Here is a 21,452-nt window from a genome sequence, read left to right as displayed (position 1 = left end):
GTTACCGTGAACAAAGGTCGTCAAGACTCTCAGGCCGGGCGGAGGGGCGACCAGCCCCGAGAACCCGCGGACGGCGCGGAGAACCGCTCCGACGAGTCTCTGGACGTCTACCCCATCTGGGGTAGGCGTTCCGGCGAGCACGTCGGCCCCGCGTGCGCGAGGATCGGACCCGTGGATGCGGAACGGGTTCTCGGAGACGGACGTGCCGACGGGGTGTGGTGCCGGCTCGGGGAGCCGCTGACGGTCGCGCAGATCGCTCGCGGCGGGCCCGCGTGGCTGTGCCTGGACGCGCAGCACGGCGCGTTCGACGACGCCGCGGTCCTCGCCTCCCTTCGCGTGCTCGACGCCGTGAGCGGGAGGCCGCCCGTCGGCGTCCGGGTCGCCGGACTCTCCGACGCGCTGATCGGCAGGGCGCTCGACGCCGGAGCGGACGTCGTCGTCGTCCCGATGATCGAGACGGTCGAGGAGGCGCTCGCGGCCGTCAGCGCCGCGCACTACCCGCCGCTCGGCCGACGCAGCTGGGGGCCGATGTCCGATCTCTGGGGCGCCGCTCCCCCGTCGGCCGCCGAGGCGCGCACCGCGCTCTGGGTCATGATCGAGACGCAGGCCGGCCTCGACGCCGTCGATCGGATCCTCGCGGTGCCGGGCGTGAGCGGAGTCTTCGTCGGCCCGTTCGACCTCGCGATCGGCCTCGGACGGGACCTGTCCGACCTGCTCGCGGCCGACGGGCCCGACGACCCGCTGCCGAGGATCGCCGCGGCGGCCCGGCGCGCGGGCAAGGGTGCCGGGGCCTACGCGGGCGACCGCGAGCGCGCCGGGCTGCTGCGAGCGCTCGGCTTCCCGAGGGTCGCGGTCGCGACGGATCAGTCGCTGATCGCGCTCGGCACCGCGGCGGCGCTCGACGCGGACGCCGCCGACTCCGGCTGCTGAGCCCGAGGCCGGGCACGGGGCCGGCCGCCGGTCACCGGCGAGCGCTCCCGCCGGGGGGATGCACGGGCTCCGGCGGCTCGGGGACGAAGCGGAGGCCGCCGGCGGAGTTCGCGAGATCGGTGAGCGCCGCGATCCAGGCGGGGTTGATGCGGGGCATGCGGCCGCCGGCGTAGGTGTAGCGGAGCGTGTGCGAGGGGTGCAGCCAGATCGCGCTGCGGCCGTCGCTCATCCCGTTCTCGTCGCGCCAGGTGAGCAGGCACGACTCCCCCCGGCGCAGCTTCGCGGTGAGGACGATCTGCAGGTGGGCGAGCACCCGGTCCTCGACGTCGATCTCGACCGATCCGTCGTAGTGCAGCTTCCCCCTCGGCGTCTCCCGGCCTCGTCCTCGGAGGACGGGCGCGCCTCCGGCCCACCATCCTCGGGTGTCGTCCAGTGACCAGTTCGGGGCGGCGACAACCACCGGATCAGCTGGTACCGGCGGATCCGCTGGTCTCGACGGGGCAGGGCTCAGGCCGGCGGGTTCGCCGCCATGAAGTCGCGCATCGGCAGCAGGTTCTGGAGGGGCGCGAAGTACCCGAAGCGGGGCAGGTCGAAGACCACTCCCGCGACTCCGGAGGATCCCATCGCCGCGATCCACTCGAGCGCGGCCGGCATCGGCACCTTCAGCACGCGCGACGCGTCCTCGTCGGAGAGGCCGGCGTGCAGCGCCCCGGCGCGCGCCCGCTCCCCCGTGGTGAAGGCGAAGACCATCGGCCCCGACTCCAGGCCGCCGACGAAGGGGGTGGGCGCGTCGTCCGGCCCCCGCGCGATGAAGCACCACATCGGCAGGGCGTAGACGCTGCGCCAGAGCGCGTCCATCGCGGCGAAGCTCTCGGGGTCGGCGCGCAGGGCCTCCGCCCGGGCGTCGATCTCGACGGTCTGGTCCATGGGGCTCCCCTCGGCGCCGGCGATCGGCGCGGACCTCCACGCTAACGATGCTCCCGCTGGGCCGCACCCGCGATCGATCCGTCAGCAGCGGCCCGTCCCGGCGGAGGGCACGGGCCGCGGACGACGGATGGACGCGGCGGCGGCCCGCTCAGGCCGTCGCGTGCAGCGCGGCGTACGCGCCGCCCGTCGCGAGCAGCTCATCGTGCGTCCCCTGCTCCACGACGCGCCCCTCGCTGAGCACCACGATCCGGTCGGCCGTGCGGACGGTGCTCAGGCGGTGGGCGACGATCAGCGTCGTGCGCCCCTCGCGCAGCCGCTCGAGGGCGAGCCGGACCTCGCGCTCGGTGCGCGGATCGAGTGCGGCGGTCGCCTCGTCGAGCACGAGCAGACGGGGGTCGCGGATCAGGGCCCGCGCGATCGCGAGGCGCTGGCGCTGGCCTCCCGACAGCAGGGCGCCCCGCTCCCCCACGACCGTGTCCCAGCCGTCGGGCAGCTCGAGGACGAACTCCGCGTTCGCCGCCGCAGCGCCGCCTCGAGCCGGTGGTCGTCGGGGTCCGCTGTCCCGTAGAGCACGTTGTCGCGGATGCTGCCGCGGAAGAGCACCGACTCCTGCGGCACGACCGAGACGAAGCGGCGGGCCGTGCGCATGTCGAGGGCGGCGATGTCACGGCCGTCGAGCAGCACGCGGCCCTGCGAGGGGCGGACGAATCCGAGGACCACCCGGGTCAGCGTCGACTTCCCCGAGCCGGAGGGGCCGACGAAGGCCACGGTCTCCCCCGGGGCGATCCGGAGCGACACGTCGTGCAGCACGCGCCGGTCGCCGTAGTCGACGCTCACCCGGTCGAGCTCGACTCCTCCGGCGAGGGCGTCGACGACCGGCTCGCCCTCGTTGTGCTCCACGTCGGGGTCCGCCAGGACCTCGGCGATCGAGCGGCGCGACTCGAGGCCGCGGGTGACCAGCGGAGCAGTCTGGAACGCCGCCGTGATCGTCCCGGTGAGCAGCGCGAAGTAGGAGCTCAGCAGCACGACCTCGCCGACCGTCACCGGCAGGACGCCCGTCATCGCGATGACGGCTGCGCCGAAGAGCGAGCCGAGCGTGATGAGCTGGTAGCTGCTCCACGACAGCGCCCCGAAGCGCCCGTTCAGGCGGTCGAGGGCGACGCCCGCCCGCTCGACGCGGCGGGCTGCCTCCACCACCCGCTGGACCGAGACCTTCTCGAGGCCGTGGGCGCGGGTGACCTCGAGGAGCGCGGACATCTCGCCGACGGTGCCGGACATCGTCTCGACGTGGCGCCGGAACGCCTCGTTGCCGGCCGCTGTCCGCCGACGGAGCCAGAGCACGAGTGCGGCCGCGACCGGGACGGTCAGCGCGAACACCAGCAGGAACTGCGGCACCCTCGTGCCCGTCGCCACTCCGGCTCCGACGAGCACCACCAGCGCTGTCAGCACCGGCCCGAAGGCCTGCTGCAGCATCAGCTCGAGGTTCTCGACGTCGCGCACCACCTTCGTCTGGGCGATGGAGGCGCTGCCTCGCGAGTGGTAGTCGAGCGAGAGGCTCTGCAGCCGCTCGGCGAGCGCCTCCCGCAGCCGCAGGCCCAGCGCGCGGACGGCGGACGAGGAGAGCCGCACGTAGACCGCGTTCGCCCCGATGTTCGCGAGGATCGTCGCCGCGGCGGCCGCGGCCGGCACGACGAGCGCCGATGGCGACCGGCCGTCGACGAGGGCGTCGACCACGGCGGCGGTGACGAGCGGCAGGATCCACAGCGGGCTGTCCTTGACGACGTAGGCGAGCGCCGCCCCGACGACCCGGTGCCGCGACGGGCGCAGGGCCGAGCGGAGCGGATGCTCGGAGGAGATGCCGCTCACGGCACGAGGGCGGGCTCGCGCGCCGCCGCCGTCGATCGGAGGATCAGGGCGGCCGCGCCGATCAGAGGCCCCTCCCCCCCCGAGCCCGGACGGGCGGACGTCGAGACCGCGGGCGTAGTCCAGGACAGCGTGCTCCCGGGCGCTCGCCTGCACGAGGTGGAGGTAGTCGCGGGTCACGCCCGCGAAACCGCCGCCGACGGCGAAGTCGTGCACGTCGAGCAGGGTCGCCGCGCCCGCGATCGCCGTGCCGACGGCCTCGGCGGAGCGGCGGACCGCGGACAGGGCCACGGCGTCGCCGTCCGCGGCCGCGCGCCCGAGCTCCTCCCCGGTGCTCCCGGCGAAGCCCCGGCGCCGGGCCCAGGCGACGGTGCTCGGTCCGGAGGCGATGCTCTCGAGCGTCCCGTCGCTCCCCTCCTCGGGGTCGGCGTCGGCGACGTGCACCTGGCCCAGGTGGCCGGCGTTGCCGGAGCGGCCCGCCAGCACCCGGCCGTCGAGGACGATCCCGCCGCCGATCCCGGTCGACACGACGAGGCTCACCGAGGAGACGGCGCCCCGGTTGGCCCCGTACCAGTGCTCGGCGAGGGCGATGCAGGTCCCGTCGAGGCGCAGCTCGACCGGCCGACCGGGCACGAGCCGCTCGAGCGCCTCCCGGAGCGGGACGCCGTGGAGCAGCGGGAGGTTCTTCGGTCGGATCCGGCCGCCGTCGAGGTCGATCGGCCCCGCGGATCCGGCGCCGACGCCGACGACGTCCGCCCCGGCCGTCGAGGCGGCGACGCACTCCGCGAGCGCCCGCTCGAACTCCTCAGGAGTCAGGGCGGGGCCGGTCGCGCGCCGGTGCCGCGTGCCGGGCACGAGCCCGCCCCCGGCGTCGACGAGGGCGGTCTCGATCTTCGTGCCGCCGACGTCGACGGCCAGGGCGGGCTGCGTGCTCACCGCGGATCAGGCCCAGTCGGCGACGAGCTGGTTGGCCGTGCGCAGCACGCTCGGCGACACCAGCGCCTCGGTGTCGAGACCGGAGCCGCGCACCGTGAAGACGACGCTCTCGCCCGGCAGCAGCGTGACCAGCTGGTCGTCGACGACGGCGGACGGGTCCACTTTGTCGACCAGGAGGGTGACGTCGCGCACGAGGTTCTCGGCGGTGACGGTCACCTGCACTCCGCCCTCGACGGGGGCGGCGCTCGTGCGCAGGCGCGCGGCCTCCAGGGCGGAGTCGCGGTACTCGGCGAAGAACCAGAACGCGCGCGTCCCGGCGAAGTCGACGACGAGCAGCTCGGCGGCGGCGTCCTCGGGCGTCGCCACGCCGGACCCGATCGGCAGGGTGCGCACCGAGCGCGCCCCGACCGCGAGCTCCTGCCGCTCCTCCGCCAGCACCGTCCCGTCGAACGCCAGGCGGCGCACGACGCACTCGCCGGCCCACTCCTCGGGGGAGTCGCCCACGGCGACCACGGCGAGCCCCTCCCCGCGCGGCTGCACGGTGAGCAGACGGTCCTCGAAGACGTGCTTGAGCGCGTAGAGGAGCGGCTTGGCGGTGCCGTCGCCGTCCACCGCGGCCCACGAGGTGACCGGCCAGCAGTCGTTGAGCTGCCAGACGATCGAGCCCATGCAGCGCGGGCTCTCGGAGCGCTGGTGCTCGATCGCGAGCGTCACCGCGAGCGCCTGGTTGAGCGACATCGCCCAGTGCCAGTCCTCCGTGTCGTCGGGCAGCGGGAGGTGAGCGACGAGACCGTCGGTCAGCTTGTCGTTGCCGTCGGTCGCCTTCTGGTGGTGGATCATCCCGGGCGACTCGGGAGTCAGCGGCGAGTCCGAGATCGAGCGCTGGATGGTCGACCACGACGCCGGCCCCTGCCAGCCGAACTCGGCGACGAATCGCGCGTGGGCGTCCCGGTAGGCGGGGTAGTCGACGCGGTTCCACAGCTCCCAGAGGTGCACGGAGCCGTGGTCGAGGTCGTTCGCGAAGATCTGCGGGTCGCCCGACCAGGGGCTCCCGGGCGTGTACGAGCGCGCCGGGTCGAGCTCGGCGACCAGGCGCGGGAGCAGATCGAGGTAGTAGCCCAGGCCCCAGGTGCGGCCCTGGAGGCGCTTCTCCCAGCCCCACTCCTCGAAGCCCCAGATGTTCTCGTTGTTGCCGTTCCAGAGCGCGAGGCTCGGGTGCGGCATGATCCGCGTGACGTTGTCGCGGACCTCCGCCTCGACCTCGCTGCGGAGCGGCTCCTCCTCCGCGTAGGCCGCGCAGGCGAAGAGGAAGTCCTGCCAGACGAGGATGCCGCGCTCGTCGCAGAGGTCGTAGAAGTCGTCGGACTCGAAGTAGCCGCCGCCCCAGATGCGGAGGAGGTTGAGGTTCGCGGACTCGGCCTGGTCCATCCTGCGGGCGAGGCGCTCGCGGTCGACCCGGGTGATGAAGGCGTCGTCCGGGATCCAGTTGGCTCCGCGGATCCAGACGGGCTCGCCGTTGACGACGAAGCGGAACGAGGTGCCCTCGTCGTCGCGGTCGAGCTGCACCTCCAGGGTCCGGAAGCCGATCCGCTGGGAGCGCTCGTCGATGACGGCTCCGCCCTGCAGGAGCGCGACCTCGAGGTCGTGGAGCGGCTGCCCGCCGAAGCCCCGCGGCCACCACAGGGCCACCTCGGCCGCCTCGAGGTGGAGGACCGCGGTGCGCTCGCCACCGGGGACGCTCGCCACGGCCTCCGCGCCGGCGACGGAGGCGCGCACCTCCACCTCGGCGTCCGAGGCCCGGTCGAGCCCCACGTGCAGCTCGACGCGGCCGGTCGTCCCGTCGACCGTGACCACGGGGCGCACCGAGGCGAGGCGCGCACCGCTCCAGGCATGGAGGGTCACCGGCTTCCAGATGCCGGCGGAGGCGGCGTCCAGCCCCCAGTCCCAGCCGAAGTTGCAGGCGGCCTTCCGCAGGGCGTTGAAGGGGTGGGAGTAGGTGTGCGGCCGGTAGCCGATCTCGAGGCTCGCTCGGTCGGCCTCGGCGACGGGCGAGGCGAAGGCGACGACCAGCTCGTTCGCCCCCTCCTGCAGAGCCTCGTCGACGCGGATCCGGTAGGTGCGGTGCTGGTTGCGGGTGCGGGCGATCTCGCGCCCGTTCAGCGTGACGACGGCCACCGTGTCCAGGCCCTCGAAGACGAGCTCGTGCACGTCGCGGCCGTCGGGGGCCCAGTCGAACGAGGAGGAGTACTCCCAGTCCGTCTCGCCGATCCAGGTGACCTTCTTCTCGTTCTGGTCGAGATAGGGGTCGGGGATCAGACCCGCGGCGAGCAGGTCGGTGTGCACCAGGCCGGGCACGACCGCGGGGACGACGGCGGCGACGAGCTCGGCGGGGACGGGCCCGCGGGTCGCGCGGACGCTCCAGCCCTCGTGCAGGCGGCGGGTGGCCGCGGTGGTCGCCCGGCTGTCGGTGTCGATGGTGTGGGTCACTTCGTGGCTCCTGAGGTCAGTCCGTTGTAGATGAAGCGCTGGAGGAAGAGGAAGGCGACGAGGGTCGGCACGATCACCAGGATCGTGCCCGCCGCGATGACCTCCCACTGGGCCCCGAACGGGCCCATGAAGCGGAAGAGGGAGGTCGAGATCACGCCGAGGTCGCGGGAGGGCATGTAGAGGAAGGGGATGTAGAACTCGTTGTAGACCGCGATGCCCTTGATGATCACCACGGTCGCGATCGCGGGCTTCAGCAGCGGGAGCACGATCCGCCAGTACACGGTGAAGCGGCTCGCTCCGTCGAGCATCGCGGCCTCGTCCAGCGAGACCGGGATCGACTGCATGAACTGCAGGAAGATGTAGATCGCGACGATGTCGGTGCCCGTGAACAGCAGGATCGCCGACCAGCGGGTGTTGAAGAGGTCGAGGGCGTTGATCACCTGGAACGTCGCCACCTGCGTGGTGACGGACGGGACCAGCGTCGCGAGCAGGAAGAGCCCGGTCACCAGGCTCCGCCCGCGGAAGCGGAACCGGTCGATCGCGTAGGCGGCCATCGTGCCGATCAGCACGGTGCCCACGATCGAGACGACGAGGATGATCCCGGTGTTGAGGAACCCGGTGACCATCCCGCCCTGCGTGAAGGCGATGGCGAAGTTCTCGAGGTTGAACCAGTTCGAGGGCGGCGTGAGCGGTCCGGTGCCCCGGTACTCCGCCGAGGTCTTGAACGCGAGCATCACGATCGTGACGATCGGCACGAGAGCGAAGAGGCAGGCCACGATCAGCGAGCCGTACTTCCCGATCGAGCCGAGGACGGATCCCGCCGACCGGCGGGTGCGCCGCTCCTTCACGGCCGCCTGCCGCGTCACCGGGAGACCGGTGACCGCCGGGGGGCGCTGCTGGGTGCTGGTCATTCCTGGCTCGCCTTCTCGTCGGGGAACACGCGCCGCTGCACGGCCGTGATGATCAGCACGATCGCCAGCAGCACCACGGCCATCGCCGACGCGAGGCCGACCTTGGAGTAGCGGAAGGCGGTGTCGACGGTCTGGATCACGAAGGTCTCGGACCCGTTCGCGCCGCCGGTCATGATGTAGGGCATCTCGAAGGCCGAGAGCGCCCCGGCGATCGCGAGGATGAAGGACAGCCCGAGGATGCGCCGGATGCTCGGCACGATGATGTAGCGGAACTTGTCGAACGCGCTCGCGCCGTCGAGATCCGCCGCCTCGTACTGCTCCTCCGGGACCGACTGGATCGCACCGAGGAACAGCACGAAATTCAGCCCCATGTAGCGCCAGACCGAGGTGGCCGCGAGGGACACGTTGACGACGGAGGGGTCGCCGAGCCACTGCGGGGTGTCCTGCACGCCGAAGACGCCGAGCACCGCGTCGAGCGTGCCGTCCGGACGGAAGAAGTAGAGGAACATCAGCCCGATGGCGACGCCGTTGATCAGGTAGGGGAAGAAGATGACGCCCTTGAAGAAGTTGCGGAACCGGGTGCGGAAGCTCAGCAGCGTCGCGAAGAAGAGGGCGAGGCCGAGCTGCGCGATCGCGCCGGCGAGGTAGAACAGGCTGACGAAGAAGACGCGGAAGATCTCGGGCCGGGTGAAGATCTCGACGTAGTTCTCGAGGCCGACGAAGGTCTTGTCGGGGTCCAGGCCGTCCCAGTCGGTGACGCTGTACCAGAACATGTTCGCGACCGGGATGTACGTCAGCACGACCAGGAACGCCAGCGGGACCGCCAGGAAGAGCCAGGGGGTGATGCGCCTGCCGGTGAGGCGCTGCCGGCGGCGGGGCCGGATCCGCTTGCTCGCTCCGACCTCGATGGGCGGAGCGTCGGTGATCGCCATGGTCGATCCTTCCGTCGTTCGGGGGTGCAGGAGCTGTGGAGCTCCGGAGGGGGCGGGCGGCCGCGGGAGGCGGCCGCCCGCGGGGACTACTCGGCGACGTCGGCGCGGGCCGCGGCCCAGCGCGAGTTGAGGTCGGCGAACAGCGACTCCTTGTCGCCGGCGCCCGCACCGCGCGCGGCGTCGATCAGCTCCTGGCGGTAGGCGTTGCCGAACAGGTCGATCTCGGCCTCGTTGGCGATGTCGTTGATGACCGCCTCCTTGCCGACCGGGTCCGGGGCGAGCTCGAGGTACTGCACGCCGAGCGCGTCGAAGTCCGCGAGGGTGTCGGGAGCGGGGTCGCTGATCACGGGGCTGATCGCGCCCTGGCTCTCGGCGTAGCCGGACTCGTTCGTGAACCAGTCGATCCACGCGCGGGCGGTGGCCTTGTTGTCCGAGTTCTTGTTGATCGCGAGGAACTTGTCCGAGGCGGTCACCGAGGTGAAGGTCCCGTCCTGCGCCCACGGCATCGGCCAGAAGCCGATGACGTCGCGGGACTTCCCGGCCTTCTCGGCCGCGTCCTGCATCTGCGAGACGGCCCAGGAGCCGAGCACCATCGAGCCGATCTCCCCGCTCGCGAGGAGGTCCTTCGACTCCTCCCAGTTCGTGGTGGTCGGGTCCGCCTCGCTGAGGCCCTGCGCGACCGTGTCGTAGAGCAGGCCGTCGATGTTGTACTGGTCGTTGCCCTCGGTCCAGGGCGCGTCGTCCGCGATCATCTCGGTGCGGACGTCCGCCCCCTGCACCGTGCCGAGGTTGCCCTCGATCGTCGCGAGGGGCCACCCGTCCTTGTAGTTCGTGTAATAGGGGACGACGCCGTCGGCCTTGATCTTCTCGAGGTCGGCGAGGTACTCCTCCTCCGTGGCGGGCGGGTCGGTGATGCCCGCCGCGGTCCAGACGTCGCGGTTGAACACGTAGCCCATGGCCGAGCCGAAGGTCGAGACTCCGTAGGCGGTGCCGTCGAACGAGCCCTCGTTGGTGAAGCGGTAGGTCTTCGACAGCTCCTCCGTCGAGCCCAGCGGCTCGAAGTAGTCGGAGTAGTCGTCCTTGGTGACGTTGGAGCTCGGGATGAGCAGCACGTCGCCGTAGTCCTTCGAGTTCAGGCGGATCTTGGTGTCGCCCTCGTAGTCGGTCAGGGCCTCGAACTTCACGGTCGTCCCGGGGTACTTCCCCTCGAACGTCGTCGCGTAGTCGGCGAAGGTCGTGTCGACCAGGTCGGTGCGGTTGGTCAGCACAGTGATCTCGCCGGCCGGCTCGCCGGAGTCGTTCCCCGCCGATCCGCCGGAGCAGCCGGCGAGCGCGAGGGAGGACGTGACGGCGACGGCGACGATGCCGATCAGCGTGGTCCTGCGGTTTCTGGTGGGTCGTTGCACGGGTGTTCTCCTCGGTAGGGCGTCGCGGTGCGACGGTGAGTGCAGTGGGTGCGGGACGGAGGTCAGTGACGGGCCTGCCACCAGTGCCGGATCGTCGGGAGGTACTGGCGCACCAGCGACTCCAGCCACGACGGCACGTGGGGGTGGGGCGAGGGTCCGGCCGTCGGCGGCGCGGTGGGAGTCGTCGGCGGTGCGGTGGGCGTCGTCGTCGGCGGGGTGGTCGGCGTCGTCGTGGGCGGAGTGGTCGGCGTCGGCGTCGGGGCGGGCCCGGCGGCGACCACCGTCGCCACGTCGTCGACGGTGAGGACTCCGGTCCCCGATCCGTTCACGTAGAGGGCGTACTGGGTCACCGAGGTCAGGTCGAGATCGGCCTCCGGGGCCCACGACGGCGGAGCGAAGGCTGAGAAGGGGACGACGGTCGGCCCCTCCGTCGCCGGGGTGACGGAGGCCTCCCAGTAGGCGCCGTTCGCGACGAACTGCACCGAGAACGGGGCCGCGGCGTCCACGTCGAGGGTCAGCCCGGAGTAGCCCCACCAGTTCTGCGGAGCATCGAACGTCTTCACGACGCCCGCGTAGCCGGCCGTGCCCGTGTCGTAGTCGAAGCGCGCGGCGCTGCCGGCGCCGGAGGGCACCAGCGTCGGCGCGATGGTGCCGCCCCCGCTGTTCCGGACGTAGGCCTCGCGGACCGCCGCGTCGTCGGCGTAGCCCTCGAAGTCGTCGACCACGACGGGCTCCGTCGGCACGGCCGAGGTCTCGAACGAGCGGACCTCGGACACGGTGGAGCCGACGCCGTTCACGGCGGTCACCTGCCAGGAGTAGCGCGTCTCGGGGGCGAGGTCGACGTCCGGGCGGACGGTGGTCGCGGTGAGCCCGGTCGTCTCCACGATCGGGTCGGAGAGGTCCTCCGATGCCGAGAGGGTGAAGCGGTAGAACGCGGCGTCGGCGGCGGGCTCCCATGAGAACGCGGGGGTCGCGGTGATCCCGTCGGCGCCGGCGGCCGGCGCGACGAGCGCGGGGGCGGCCGGGGCGCCGAGCGGAGCGGCGTTCGGCGAGAAGAGGTTCACGGAGCCGATCTGCGGCGTCCACGCCTCGCCCGGGCCCTGCGGCCACGAGACGCGCAGCTGGTTCACGCCGGAGAGGCCGCGCACCGACAGCGTGTACTGCTTCCAGTTCCCGGTGCCGCCGCGGGTGTCGACCGCGATCGGCGCCCACGTCGCGCCGTCGGCCGAGCCCTCCACGGTGAGCGGGGCGACCGGCTGGTCGGGCCAGTACCAGGCCGTCACGTCGGCGCCGCTGATGTCGTCGAAGCTCCAGGTGAGGCTCGCCGGATCGGTGCTCTCGCGTTTCACGCGGGAGACGTCTCCGCCGAACTGCGCGGGCGAGCCGGAGTCGATCGCGAGGCTGCCCGTGCGGGCCGACACCTTCGAGAAGTCGTCGAGCGGGTCCGCGAGGGCCACCGCCTCCGCCGCGCTCGTGACGGTGGCGCGCTCGAGGGTGGCGCTGCCGCTCCAGGAGAGGCGGACGGCGTCGCCGTCGAGGCCGACCGCCCGGAGGGCGCCGCCGTCGACCGTGGTCGCGGCCGGAGTCCAGGTCGTCCCGTCGGTGCTCGTCGAGACGGTCGCGGCCGAGGGGTCCGAGAGGAGGAACTCGGCGGCGGTCACGCCGTCGCGCTGCCAGGTGATGCTCGCAGCGCCCGTCGCGGCGACGACTCCGCCGGCCGGCGTCGGCTCGAGCCGCGCGTTCTCGTGTGCCGAGCTGAGGGTCCAGGTCTGCAGCGGGTCGACGAGCACCGTGCCGGCCTCGGGCGCGGTCACGGGGTCGGAGGCGGGGCCGGGGCGATCGCCCTCGCCGACCGCGACCACGCGGTAGCGCGCTCCGTCGGGCGAGTCGTATTCGGTGACCGGGGAGGCGGAGGCGGAGACGGCGCCGTCGGTCACGTCGCTCCAGGCACCGCCGTCGACCGAGCGCTGCACGAGATAGCCCTGCGCTCCCGCGGTCCCGCGCCACGAGACGGTGGTGATGCCGTACACCTGGTCGAGGGCCGTGACGAGCGGGGCGCCGAGCTCGTGCCGGCCGGGCGTGCTGCCGACGGCCGCGCTGTAGCGCTCGACCGCGTCCACGCTCTCCCGCTCCCGCGCCGAATCGCCCGGGTAGTGGAGGGTGAAGCCGTCGTCGTGCGGGACGAAGCCCCCGCGGTCGTTGTTCCCGAACAGCGACCAGAAGAACATGCCCGAGACGTTCCGGTCGGCCGCGGCCGCGTCGAGCAGCGTGGCGGAGGCGGCCGTCGAGGCGTACTCCCCCGCGATGTAGACCTTGCCCGCGTCCGCGACGGTCCGCGCGTCGGCCGAGACCCGCTCGGCGGTCGGCGGGTAGTAGTGGACGTCGACGATGTCGAGGTCCGGCGACGCGAGGGTGTCGGGATCGATGTCGAAGCGGCGGCCGGCGGCGACGAGCTGCTCCGGGGCCTTCTCCTTCAGGTGCGCGACCTGGGCGTCGATCCACTCGCGGGTCATGCCCTCGAGCTCGTTGCCCAGCTCCCACGCCATGATCGTCGGGTCGTCGACGAAGCGCGTCCCGGTGATCGTGTTCGTGTGGTCGAGCACGTGGTCGACGTAGTCCTGGTATGCCGCGATCGCGGCCGGGTCGGTGTAGAAGTCGTCCGACTCGAGGCCGAGCGGAGTCGTGAAGTCGCGGTGACCGCCGTGGTAGTACTCCCACTGGTCGGTGAGCGGCAGCACCAGGCGGATGCCGAGAGTGCCCGCGTAGGCGACCGCGAAGTCGATGGTGCGGAACGCCTCCTCGTTGTACTCGCCGAGCCGCGGCATCAGCGCGAGCGGGTCGGCGTCGTCCTGGCTGGTCGACGTCATCATGTGCGAGCGCACGACGGTGACACCGAGCCCGGCCGCCGTGTCGAGGGCGTCCTTGATGCGGAAGTAGGTCGGGTAGTCGATCCCGCCGACGTTCTCGTCGAGGCCGAGCCAGTAGATGTTCGTCCCGCTGGCACGGAAGCGCTCGCCGTCGAGGGTGAGGGCGCTGCCGTCGCGCTGGACGAACGCGGTGTTGGCGCTGGTCCAGTCGGCCGGCGCGGCCTGGGCGGCCTGGGCGGAGGACGCGGTCGCGACGAGGGTCGAGGCGACGACGGCGGCGATCGCTCCGCCGGCGAGGGCCGAGCGGAGGCGGGAGCGCCTCGGGGCGGGCGGTGCTGCGGCACGGGTCATGTGTGTTCCAGGGCTCCTTCGACCGGGGTGGAGGACCGGCTCGCGTCGTTCCGCTCTCGGGATCGGGGCTCGTCGCCCCGCCCTCGTCGGCCGGTCCTCGGACAGACTCCCCTGTCCTCCCCGTCGAGGTCAATATCAAAAGTAAATAATTTATGTAACGAATCGAGACGGCAGTGCGAGCACGCGGGGCGTGGTGACGGCCGTCGACCGGCGGTCGGAGATGCTCAGGCCGCCGGCGCGCCCGTGGATCCGCGCGGGACGATCACGACGGCAGGGCTGCTGATCGCGCGGCTCTCGCCACCCGCGATTCCGGCCAGGAGCTCCCGGCCGGCGAGCATCCCGATGACCTGCACGTCGTGCGAGACCGCCGAGAGCGGGGGCTCGCTGAGCTGGCACTGCGCGGAGTCGTCCCAGGCGAGGAGCGAGAGCTCGCCCGGGACGACGAGACCGCGATCGCGGGCCTCGTCGAGTCCGCCGAGCGCCATCAGGTCGCTGTCGAAGACGACCGCCGTCGGCCGCTCGTCGCCGTCGAGCAGGGCCGCCAGAGCTCGGGCCCCGGAGGCCCGCGAGTAGTCGCCCCCGGCCGTCGGTCCGGACACTCCGTGCCGCGCGCACTCCTGCGCGAACGTCTCCTCGCGGATGCGCGTGTGCAGCAGCTCCGCGGGTCCGGCGACGCGGCCGAGCCGGGAGTGGCCCTGACCGGCGAGGAAGTCGACGGCCGCGCGCATCGCGTTGTCGTCGTCCGTCCACACCGCGCGGAAGCCGACGGCGGCGCTCGGCGGGCCGATCACGACGGCGGGGAGGCCGAGGCCGCGCACGAACTCCGGCCGCGGATCCCCGTCCTCGAGGTCGACCAGGATCACGCCGCTCACCTCGCCGTCCTCGCTCCACCGCCGATAGGTCGCGAGCTCGGCGTCGGCGTCGGGCAGGACGTTGAGGAGCACCGAGTAGCCCGAGGGGCGGACCGCCCGCTCGACACCGGCGATGAACTCGTGGAAGTACGGCTCCGCGCCCATGATCTCGGTCGCCCGCACCAGGGCCAGGCCGATCGGTCTCGTCCGCGTCATCGCCACCGCCCTTCGTCGCCCGTCCAGAGTAGGGGGCCGATCGGCGCCGGAGCCGTCCCGTACGCTGACGAGCGGAACGGGAGGTGACGGCATGGCACGGCGCGAATCGACACCCGCGGCCCCCGGGAGCCGCGCCCTCGTCGTGGACCTGATCCGCTCCTCCGGGCCGATCAGCCGCGTCGAGCTGACCGCCGCGACCGGCCTCACCCAGCCCGCCATCTCGATGATCGTGCGCAAGCTCCTCACCGACGGCATCGTCCGCCAGACCGGCTCGACCTCGACCGGGGGCAAGCCGCGGCAGCTGCTCGAGATCAACGCGCGGGCGAGGATCGCCATCGGCCTGCAGCTCGGCTTCGAGTCGATCACCCTGGTCGCGACCGACACGGGCGGAGGCGTGATCGCACGCCAGCAGATCGACGGCGCCGCGCTCGCCTCCCCGGAGGAGGTCACCGCGCGCCTGGTCCGGGCCTACGACGACTTCATCCGCGGGACCGGGATCGACCGCGGCTCGATCGCGGGCGTGGCGGTCGTCGCTCCCGGCCCGATCGACCAGGCCGCGGGCCGCGTCCTCGGCCCGCCGACGCTGCACCACTGGCGCGACCACCCGCTCCGCCAGGAGCTCGGCGCCGGTCTGGGCGCGCCGATCCTGCTCGACAACGACGCCGCCGCCGCCGCGATCGGCGAGTTCTGGAGCCGCGGCGTCTCGCGGCACCGCACCTTCGGGAGCATCTACGTCGGCACCGGCATCGGGGCCGGCGTCGTCCTCGACGGCGCACTGCTGCGCGGGGCGAGCTCGAACGCGGTCGAGATCGGCCACGTCACGATCGTGCCGGGCGGGCGCGAGTGCTTCTGCGGCAACGTCGGCTGCCTCGAGCGGTACGCCTCGCCGACGGTGGTCGTGGAGGAGGCGCGCTCCGACCGCGCCGCGTTCGCCGACCTCGACCTCGCCTTCCGCGCCGAGGAGCACGCCCGCGACTTCGACGTGCTCAGCCTGGCGGCGATCAACGGCCATCCGGCGGCCCTCGCCCTGATCGAGCGCGCGGCCGGGCACCTGGCCGACGGCGCTCTGATCCTGGCCAACCTGTTCGACCTCGACGAGCTGGTCCTCACCGGCCCCGGAGTCGCCATCGCCGGATCGATCCACACCCGCGCGATCCGCGCCCGCCTCGACGAGCGCCGCTTCGCCCGCCGGGCCCACCCGATCGAGGTCGAGCTCTCGAGCAACCCGCGCGACGCGGCCGCCGTCGGAGCGTCCTCCCTCGTGCTGCAGAGCACCCTCTCGCCCGGGCACGGGCCGGTGCTCCTGCAGCCCGGAGGGCGCGATGGCTGAGGCCGTCGTCTCCGCCGGCCGGCTGCTCGGGCGGACCGTCGAGACGCCGGACGGAGCGGCGCACGCGTTCCTCGGGGTGCCCTACGCGGGCGACCCCCGGCGCTTCCTCCCGGCTCCGCCGCTCGAGGCCTGGAGCGGACGGCGCGAGGCGCTGGAGCCCGGACCGCGCGCTCCGCAGACGTCGGGTGGAAGCGAGACCGGCTGCCTGACCGTGAACGTCTGGACGCCGGAGGCAGCCGAGGCCTGCCCGGTGATCGTCTGGATCCACGGAGGGCTGCACGTCGCCGGCTCCCCCTCCGAGCCCTTCTGCGACGGAGCACGGCTCGCCGCCCGGACCGGCACCGTCGTCGTGGCGCTCGGCCACCGGCTCGGCGCGCTCGGATTCCTCACCGTGGACCACCTCCTCGGCCACGAGTACCGCGACTCCGCGAACGCGGGCCTGCACGACACCGTCGCCGCGCTCGAGTGGGTCCGCGACGAGATCGCGGCGTTCGGAGGAGACCCCGGTCGGATCACGCTGGCCGGCCAGTCCGCCGGCGCGACGTCGGCCGCGATGCTGCTCGCAGCGCCCCGCGCCGAGGGCCTCTTCGCGCGAGCAGTGCTGCAGAGCGCGAACCCCGAGCGCGTCGGGTCCCGCGAGTACGGCGAGGAGGCGACGGCGGAGCTGCTGGACCTGCTCGGCGCGCCGCCGGAGCGGCTCCTCGACCTGCCCTGGCCTCGCCTGATCCAGGCGCAGGACCGCCTGCTCGCCCGCCGCTCGGCCGCGGGTCCGAACACCGTCGCCGTGTTCCGGGCGGGCCTCGACGGCCGCTTGCTGACCCGCGACCCGGTGTCCGCCGTCGCGGCGGGAGCCTCGAGCGGAGTGGATCTCGTCGTGACGACGAACGTCAACGAGGGCTCGGGCTCCGTCGACCTCCGGGCTCCCGACTCCGTCGAGCTGCGCGCACAGCTCGACCGGCACGTCGCCGACCTGCTTCCGGGAGGGGACGCGGGGGCCTATCGAGAGGCTCTGGCGGCCGACCTGGGCCGCACCCCCTCGGACGCCGAGGCCCTGGAGGCGTGCCTCGCCGACGAGATCTACCGGCAGCCGAGTCTGCGGCTGCTCGACGCCCGGGCCGCAGCGACCGGATCGACGCGCGCCGCCCTGTTCGCCTGGCGCGCCGACGACTCCCGCGGCGCGACCCACTCCCTCGAGCTGCCCTTCCTCTTCCGCAGCCTCGACGACGCCCGTGGCACGATCGGGCCCGCCCCGCAGCGCCTCAGCGACGAGGTCTCGTCGCGCTGGGCCGCCTTCGCGGCGACGGGCGACGCCGGCTGGCCCGAGTACGGATCCGAGCGCACGACGCTCGTGCTCGACGACCCCGTCCGGATCGTCGACGCTCCCCGCGAGCACCTGCGCCGCCTGGTCGCGTCCCACCGCCGCTGATCCCCCCGGCCACTGGCCCCGTCCAGGCGGTTAGGTTAGGTTAACCTTCGCAACCCACACCACCCCCTTCGAAGGATCGCCGTGCCCGCCACTCGCACCCCCCTCCGCCTGACCGCCGTCGCCTCGCTCGGCCTCGCCGCGCTGCTGCTCACCGCCTGCTCGGGAGGAGCCGGCGCCGGCTCCGAGGGCACGTCCGAGAGCAGCGCCGCCGAGAGCGGCGAGGGCTTCCCCGTCACCGTCGACCACGCCTTCGGCAGCACCACCGTCGAGTCGGCCGACCGCGTCGTCGCGACGAGCTGGACCAACCAGGACGTGGCGCTCGCGCTGGGCGTGACCCCGGTCGGCTTCACCCGCGCCTCCTACGGCGACGAGGACGGCGACGGCCTGCTGGTGTGGACGAAGGAGGCGCTCGACGCCTCCGGCGCCGAGACCCCGACCCTGTTCGACGAGACCGACGGCGTGCCCTTCGAGGCGATCTCGGACCTCAGCCCGACCGTGATCCTCTCGGCCTACTCCGGCATCACCCGGCAGGACTACGACACCCTCAGCCAGATCGCCCCCACCGTCGCCTACCCGGGCCTGCCCTGGGGCACGACCTGGCAGGACTCCGCGAAACTCGACGGCGCCGCACTGGGCCTCGAGGACGAGGCCGTCGCGAAGGTCGGCGAGATCGAGAGCGACATCACGCAGACCACCGCGTCCTACCCGCAGCTCGCGGGCACCACGTTCATGTACGGCTGGTACGACCCGACCGACGCGAGCACCTTCACCTACTACACGCCGAACGACGCGCGCGTGAAGTTCGTCGAGGACCTCGGACTCGACGTCGCCCCGAGCGTCGCCGAGCTCTCCGGCGACTCGGAGGCGTTCAGCGGCACGATCAGCTCCGAGAACGCCGACCAGCTCGACGCCGACGTGCTCGTCGTCTACGGCGACGACACGACCCTCGCCGCACTGCAGGCCGACCCGCTGCTCTCCAAGATCCCGGCCGTCGAGCGCGGCTCCGTCTACGTTCTGGAGGACGGCTCCTCCGCCGCCATGGCCACCTCGTCGCCGAACCTGCTCAGCATCCCGTGGGTGCTCGACGAGTACACCGCCGGCCTCGCCGCGGCCGCCGACAAGGTGTCGTGACCCGCACCGCACCCACCCGGAAGACGAGGGCGACCGCGCTGGCGGTCGCCCTCGTCGCGCTGGCCGTCGCGTCGGTCCTCTCGCTCGTGTACGGCTCCCGCGAGATCCCGCTCGGCGAGGTCTGGCCGGCGCTGACCTCGCCCGATCCGGCGTCCATCGTCGACGCAGCGGTGCAGGGGCGGGTGCCGCGGACGGTCCTCGCGATCCTGGTCGGCGCCGCGCTCGGGCTCGCCGGAGCCGTGATGCAGGGCCTGACCCGCAACCCGCTCGCCGATCCGGGCATCCTCGGCCTCAACTCCGGCGCCTCGCTCGCGGTCGTGCTCGGGATCGCCGGGGTCGGCGCGACGAGCCTGCCGCAGTTCATCTGGCTCGCGTTCCTCGGAGCCGCCGCCGCCGGGGCGTTCGTCTACGCGGTCGCCTCGCTCGGCCGCGAGGGCGCCACTCCGCTGAAGCTCGCCCTCGCCGGAGCCGCCACCGCCGCCGCGCTCACCTCCCTCATCAGCGCGGTCCTGCTCACCCAGGAGACCACGCTGAACCGCTTCCGCTTCTGGCAGGTCGGCGGAGTCGGCGGCGCCGAGACCGCGAGCATCCTGCAGGTCCTCCCGTTCCTCGCGGTCGGCGCGGTGCTGGCTCTGTCCAGCGCGCGGGGGCTCGACGCCCTGGCGCTCGGCGACGACCTGGCGACCGGCCTCGGCCGGCGCGTGGGGCGCATCCGCCTGGTCGCGGGGCTCGCGGCCGTGCTGCTCTGCGGCGCCGCGACCGCGATCGCCGGACCGATCGGATTCATCGGCCTGGTCGTCCCGCACCTCGCCCGCCGCGTCACCGGCCCCGCGCACGCCTGGCTGCTGCCCTCCTCCGCTCTGCTCGGCGCCCTGCTGCTGCTCGTCGCCGACGTGGTCGGCCGCGTGGTCGCCCGGCCGAGCGACGTCGAGGTGGGCATCGTGACCGCGCTGATCGGCGCCCCGGTGCTGATCGCGATCGTGCGCCGCTCGAAGGTGCGGGCGCTGTGAGGACCGCGGAGGCGCCCGCTGCGGTCGGCATCGCGGCCGGCCGCACGCTGCGCCGTCAACGCACGGTCATCGGCTGCGCGGTCCTCGCGGTGCTCGCGCTGGCGCTCGTCGTCGTCTCGCTCACGGTCGGCAGCACGGTCTACTCGGTGCCGGAGGTCGTCCGCGTGATCCTCGGCGAGACCGTGCCGGGCGCCTCCTTCACCGTGGGCACGCTGCGGCTGCCGCGCACGATCACCGCCGTCCTGGTGGGCGTGGGCTTCGGAATGGGCGGCGTGATCTTCCAGACGATGCTGCGCAACGCCCTCGCCAGCCCCGACATCATCGGCATCACCTCGGGGGCGAGCGCGGCGGCCGTCGTCGCGATCGCGTTCTTCGGGCTCTCGGGAGGCGCGGTCTCGGTGATCGCGGTCGCGGCCGGGCTCGCGACGGCTCTGATCATCGCCGGGCTGGCCGAGGGCGGCGGAGTGATCGGGGCGCGGCTGATCCTCATCGGCATCGGCGTCGCGGCGATGTTCCAGAGCGTGATCGCCTACGTGCAGACCCGCGCCGATTTCGAGGACGTCCAGGAGTCGCTGCGCTGGCTGACCGGCAGCCTCAACTCGGCCGCCTGGCCCTCCGTCCCGCCGCTCGCGCTGACGATGCTCGTGCTGGTGCCGCTGGCGCTGCTGCTCTCGGGCCGGCTCGGCGTGCTGCAGCTCGGCGACGAGTCGGCGACCGCGCTCGGGCTCGACGTGCGGCGCAGCCGGCTGGCCCTGCTCGCGGTCGGAGTCGGCCTCGTGGCCGTCGCGACCGCCGCCACCGGCCCGATCGCGTTCGTCGCCTTCGTCTCGGGGCCGATCGCGCGGCGGGTCCTGCCGAGCGCGCGCACGCTGCTGATCCCCTCCGCCCTGGTCGGCGCGGTCGTGGTGCTCGCCGCCGACCTGCTCGCCCAGTACGTCGTCGGCGCGCTGTTCTCGGGCGCGCGCTTCCCGGTCGGCGTCGTCACCGGCGCCCTCGGCGCGCCCTTCCTGCTCTGGCTCCTCGCCCGCCGCAACCGCTCCGGAGGCTCCCTGTGACCGACGCCCCGCCCACCCTCGCCGCCGACGCGGTCACCCTCGCCTACGACGAGCGCGTGGTGGTCGACGGGCTCTCGCTCGCCGTGCCGCCCGGCCGGATCACGGTGATCGTCGGCGCGAACGCCTGCGGCAAGTCGACGCTCCTGCGCGCGATGGCGCGGCTGATCACCCCGCGCTCGGGGAGCGTCCTGCTCGACGGGCGCGCGATCCACCGGCTCCCGACGCGCCAGGTCGCGCAGCAGGTGGGGCTGCTGCCGCAGACCCCGATCGCGCCGGAGGGGATCGCCGTCTCGGACCTGGTCGCCCGGGGCCGCTACCCGCACCGGGGCCTCTTCGGCCGCGGGTCCGGATCGGACGACGACGCGATCGTCGAGGAGGCGCTGCGCGACACCGGCACGCTCGAGCTCGCCGACCGCCCCGTGGACGAGCTCTCGGGCGGGCAGCGCCAGCGGGTGTGGATCGCGATGGCCCTCGCCCAGCGGACCGACGTGCTCCTCCTGGACGAGCCGACGACCTACCTCGACGTGTCGCACCAGGTCGAGGTGCTCGACCTGCTCACCGACCTCAACCGCTCGCGCGGGACGACCATCGTGATCGTGCTGCACGACCTCAACCTCGCCGCCCGCTACGCCGACCACCTCGTCGCCGTGCGCGACGGAGCCCTGTACGCCTCGGGCACGCCCGCCGAGGTGGTGACGCCGGAGACGGTGCGCGCGGTGTTCGGGATGGAGTCGCGCGTGATCGAGGACCCGGTCTCGCGGACGCCGCTGGTGCTGCCGATCGGGCGCCACCACTCGGGCTGAGCCCGGCCGGCCGTTCAGGG

Annotated in this window: 17 protein-coding genes; 7 read left to right on the top strand and 10 right to left on the bottom strand. The window is 73.2% G+C overall.

Going from position 1 to position 21,452, the window contains the following annotated elements; translation table 11 throughout:
* The first annotated feature begins 171 nt into the window (after nt 1–171).
* The gene (locus GSU40_RS01815; protein WP_160033294.1) at nt 172–930 is read left to right on the top strand and encodes an aldolase/citrate lyase family protein; all 759 of its coding nucleotides are present in this window, start codon (nt 172–174) and stop codon (nt 928–930) included.
* A 31-nt stretch (nt 931–961) separates the two neighbouring features.
* Here GSU40_RS01815 and GSU40_RS01810 read toward each other — a convergent pair whose 3' ends face one another.
* The 10 genes from GSU40_RS01810 to GSU40_RS01760 all read right to left on the bottom strand — a co-directional run bounded on the left by GSU40_RS01810 (nt 962) and on the right by GSU40_RS01760 (nt 14,677).
* Nucleotides 962–1,390: an ATP-dependent DNA ligase gene (locus GSU40_RS01810; RefSeq protein ID WP_348271955.1), complete on the bottom strand. Its 429-nt coding sequence runs from the start codon at nt 1,388–1,390 to the stop codon at nt 962–964.
* A 47-nt stretch (nt 1,391–1,437) separates the two neighbouring features.
* Nucleotides 1,438–1,857 carry a hypothetical protein gene (locus GSU40_RS01805; protein WP_104224305.1) on the bottom strand — a complete coding sequence of 140 codons (420 nt, stop codon included), beginning with the start codon at nt 1,855–1,857 and terminating at the stop codon, nt 1,438–1,440.
* A gap of 148 nt (nt 1,858–2,005) precedes the next feature.
* The gene (locus tag GSU40_RS17140; RefSeq protein ID WP_208543347.1) at nt 2,006–2,326 is read right to left on the bottom strand and encodes an ATP-binding cassette domain-containing protein; all 321 of its coding nucleotides are present in this window, start codon (nt 2,324–2,326) and stop codon (nt 2,006–2,008) included.
* Entirely contained in the window at nt 2,260–4,656 is a 2,397-nt protein-coding gene (locus GSU40_RS17010; RefSeq protein ID WP_279630836.1) for an ROK family protein, read from the bottom strand. The genes GSU40_RS17140 and GSU40_RS17010 overlap by 67 nt, the downstream gene beginning before the upstream one ends.
* 6 nt (nt 4,657–4,662) lie before the next feature.
* On the bottom strand, nt 4,663–7,143 hold the full coding sequence (locus tag GSU40_RS01785) for a glycoside hydrolase family 2 protein (protein WP_244229557.1): 2,481 nt from the start codon (nt 7,141–7,143) through the stop codon (nt 4,663–4,665).
* Complete coding sequence (locus tag GSU40_RS01780; RefSeq protein WP_104255948.1) at nt 7,140–8,054, bottom strand: carbohydrate ABC transporter permease; 915 nt, start codon at nt 8,052–8,054, stop codon at nt 7,140–7,142. Before GSU40_RS01780 ends, GSU40_RS01785 begins: the two co-directional genes overlap by 4 nt.
* A complete protein-coding gene (locus tag GSU40_RS01775; protein WP_104234025.1) occupies nt 8,051–8,986 on the bottom strand; it encodes a sugar ABC transporter permease in 936 nt (311 codons plus the stop codon). Before GSU40_RS01775 ends, GSU40_RS01780 begins: the two co-directional genes overlap by 4 nt.
* An 86-nt stretch (nt 8,987–9,072) precedes the next feature.
* On the bottom strand, nt 9,073–10,392 hold the full coding sequence (locus GSU40_RS01770; RefSeq protein ID WP_104234024.1) for an ABC transporter substrate-binding protein: 1,320 nt from the start codon (nt 10,390–10,392) through the stop codon (nt 9,073–9,075).
* Between the two features lie 62 nt (nt 10,393–10,454).
* A complete protein-coding gene (locus GSU40_RS01765) occupies nt 10,455–13,610 on the bottom strand; it encodes a carbohydrate binding domain-containing protein (RefSeq protein ID WP_160033290.1) in 3,156 nt (1,051 codons plus the stop codon).
* Nucleotides 13,611–13,834: 224 nt separating this feature from the next.
* A complete protein-coding gene (locus tag GSU40_RS01760) occupies nt 13,835–14,677 on the bottom strand; it encodes a substrate-binding domain-containing protein (RefSeq protein ID WP_208543346.1) in 843 nt (280 codons plus the stop codon).
* 91 nt (nt 14,678–14,768) lie between these two features.
* Here GSU40_RS01760 and GSU40_RS01755 point away from each other — a divergent pair, with 91 nt between their 5' ends.
* The 6 genes from GSU40_RS01755 to GSU40_RS01730 all read left to right on the top strand — a co-directional run bounded on the left by GSU40_RS01755 (nt 14,769) and on the right by GSU40_RS01730 (nt 21,432).
* A complete protein-coding gene (locus GSU40_RS01755; protein ID WP_104234022.1) occupies nt 14,769–16,007 on the top strand; it encodes an ROK family transcriptional regulator in 1,239 nt (412 codons plus the stop codon).
* Nucleotides 16,000–17,433: a carboxylesterase family protein gene (locus tag GSU40_RS01750; protein WP_160033288.1), complete on the top strand. Its 1,434-nt coding sequence runs from the start codon at nt 16,000–16,002 to the stop codon at nt 17,431–17,433. Before GSU40_RS01755 ends, GSU40_RS01750 begins: the two co-directional genes overlap by 8 nt.
* Nucleotides 17,434–17,514: 81 nt before the next feature.
* Nucleotides 17,515–18,564: an iron-siderophore ABC transporter substrate-binding protein gene (locus GSU40_RS01745; RefSeq protein WP_160033286.1), complete on the top strand. Its 1,050-nt coding sequence runs from the start codon at nt 17,515–17,517 to the stop codon at nt 18,562–18,564.
* Entirely contained in the window at nt 18,561–19,574 is a 1,014-nt protein-coding gene (locus GSU40_RS01740) for an iron ABC transporter permease (RefSeq protein WP_104224306.1), read from the top strand. The genes GSU40_RS01745 and GSU40_RS01740 overlap by 4 nt, the downstream gene beginning before the upstream one ends.
* Nucleotides 19,571–20,629, top strand: a complete 1,059-nt coding sequence (locus tag GSU40_RS01735) for an iron chelate uptake ABC transporter family permease subunit (protein WP_160033284.1) — start codon at nt 19,571–19,573, stop codon at nt 20,627–20,629. The genes GSU40_RS01740 and GSU40_RS01735 overlap by 4 nt, the downstream gene beginning before the upstream one ends.
* Nucleotides 20,626–21,432, top strand: coding sequence for an ABC transporter ATP-binding protein (locus GSU40_RS01730; protein WP_104224308.1), 807 nt, complete (start codon nt 20,626–20,628; stop codon nt 21,430–21,432). Before GSU40_RS01735 ends, GSU40_RS01730 begins: the two co-directional genes overlap by 4 nt.
* Nucleotides 21,433–21,452 lie beyond the last annotated feature (20 nt).

This window comes from Rathayibacter sp. VKM Ac-2805 (genome assembly GCF_009834265.1).
Lineage (GTDB): Bacteria > Actinomycetota > Actinomycetes > Actinomycetales > Microbacteriaceae > Rathayibacter.
The sequence above is the reverse complement of the archived record's forward strand: the minus strand, read 5'-3'. Positions and strand labels throughout refer to the sequence as shown.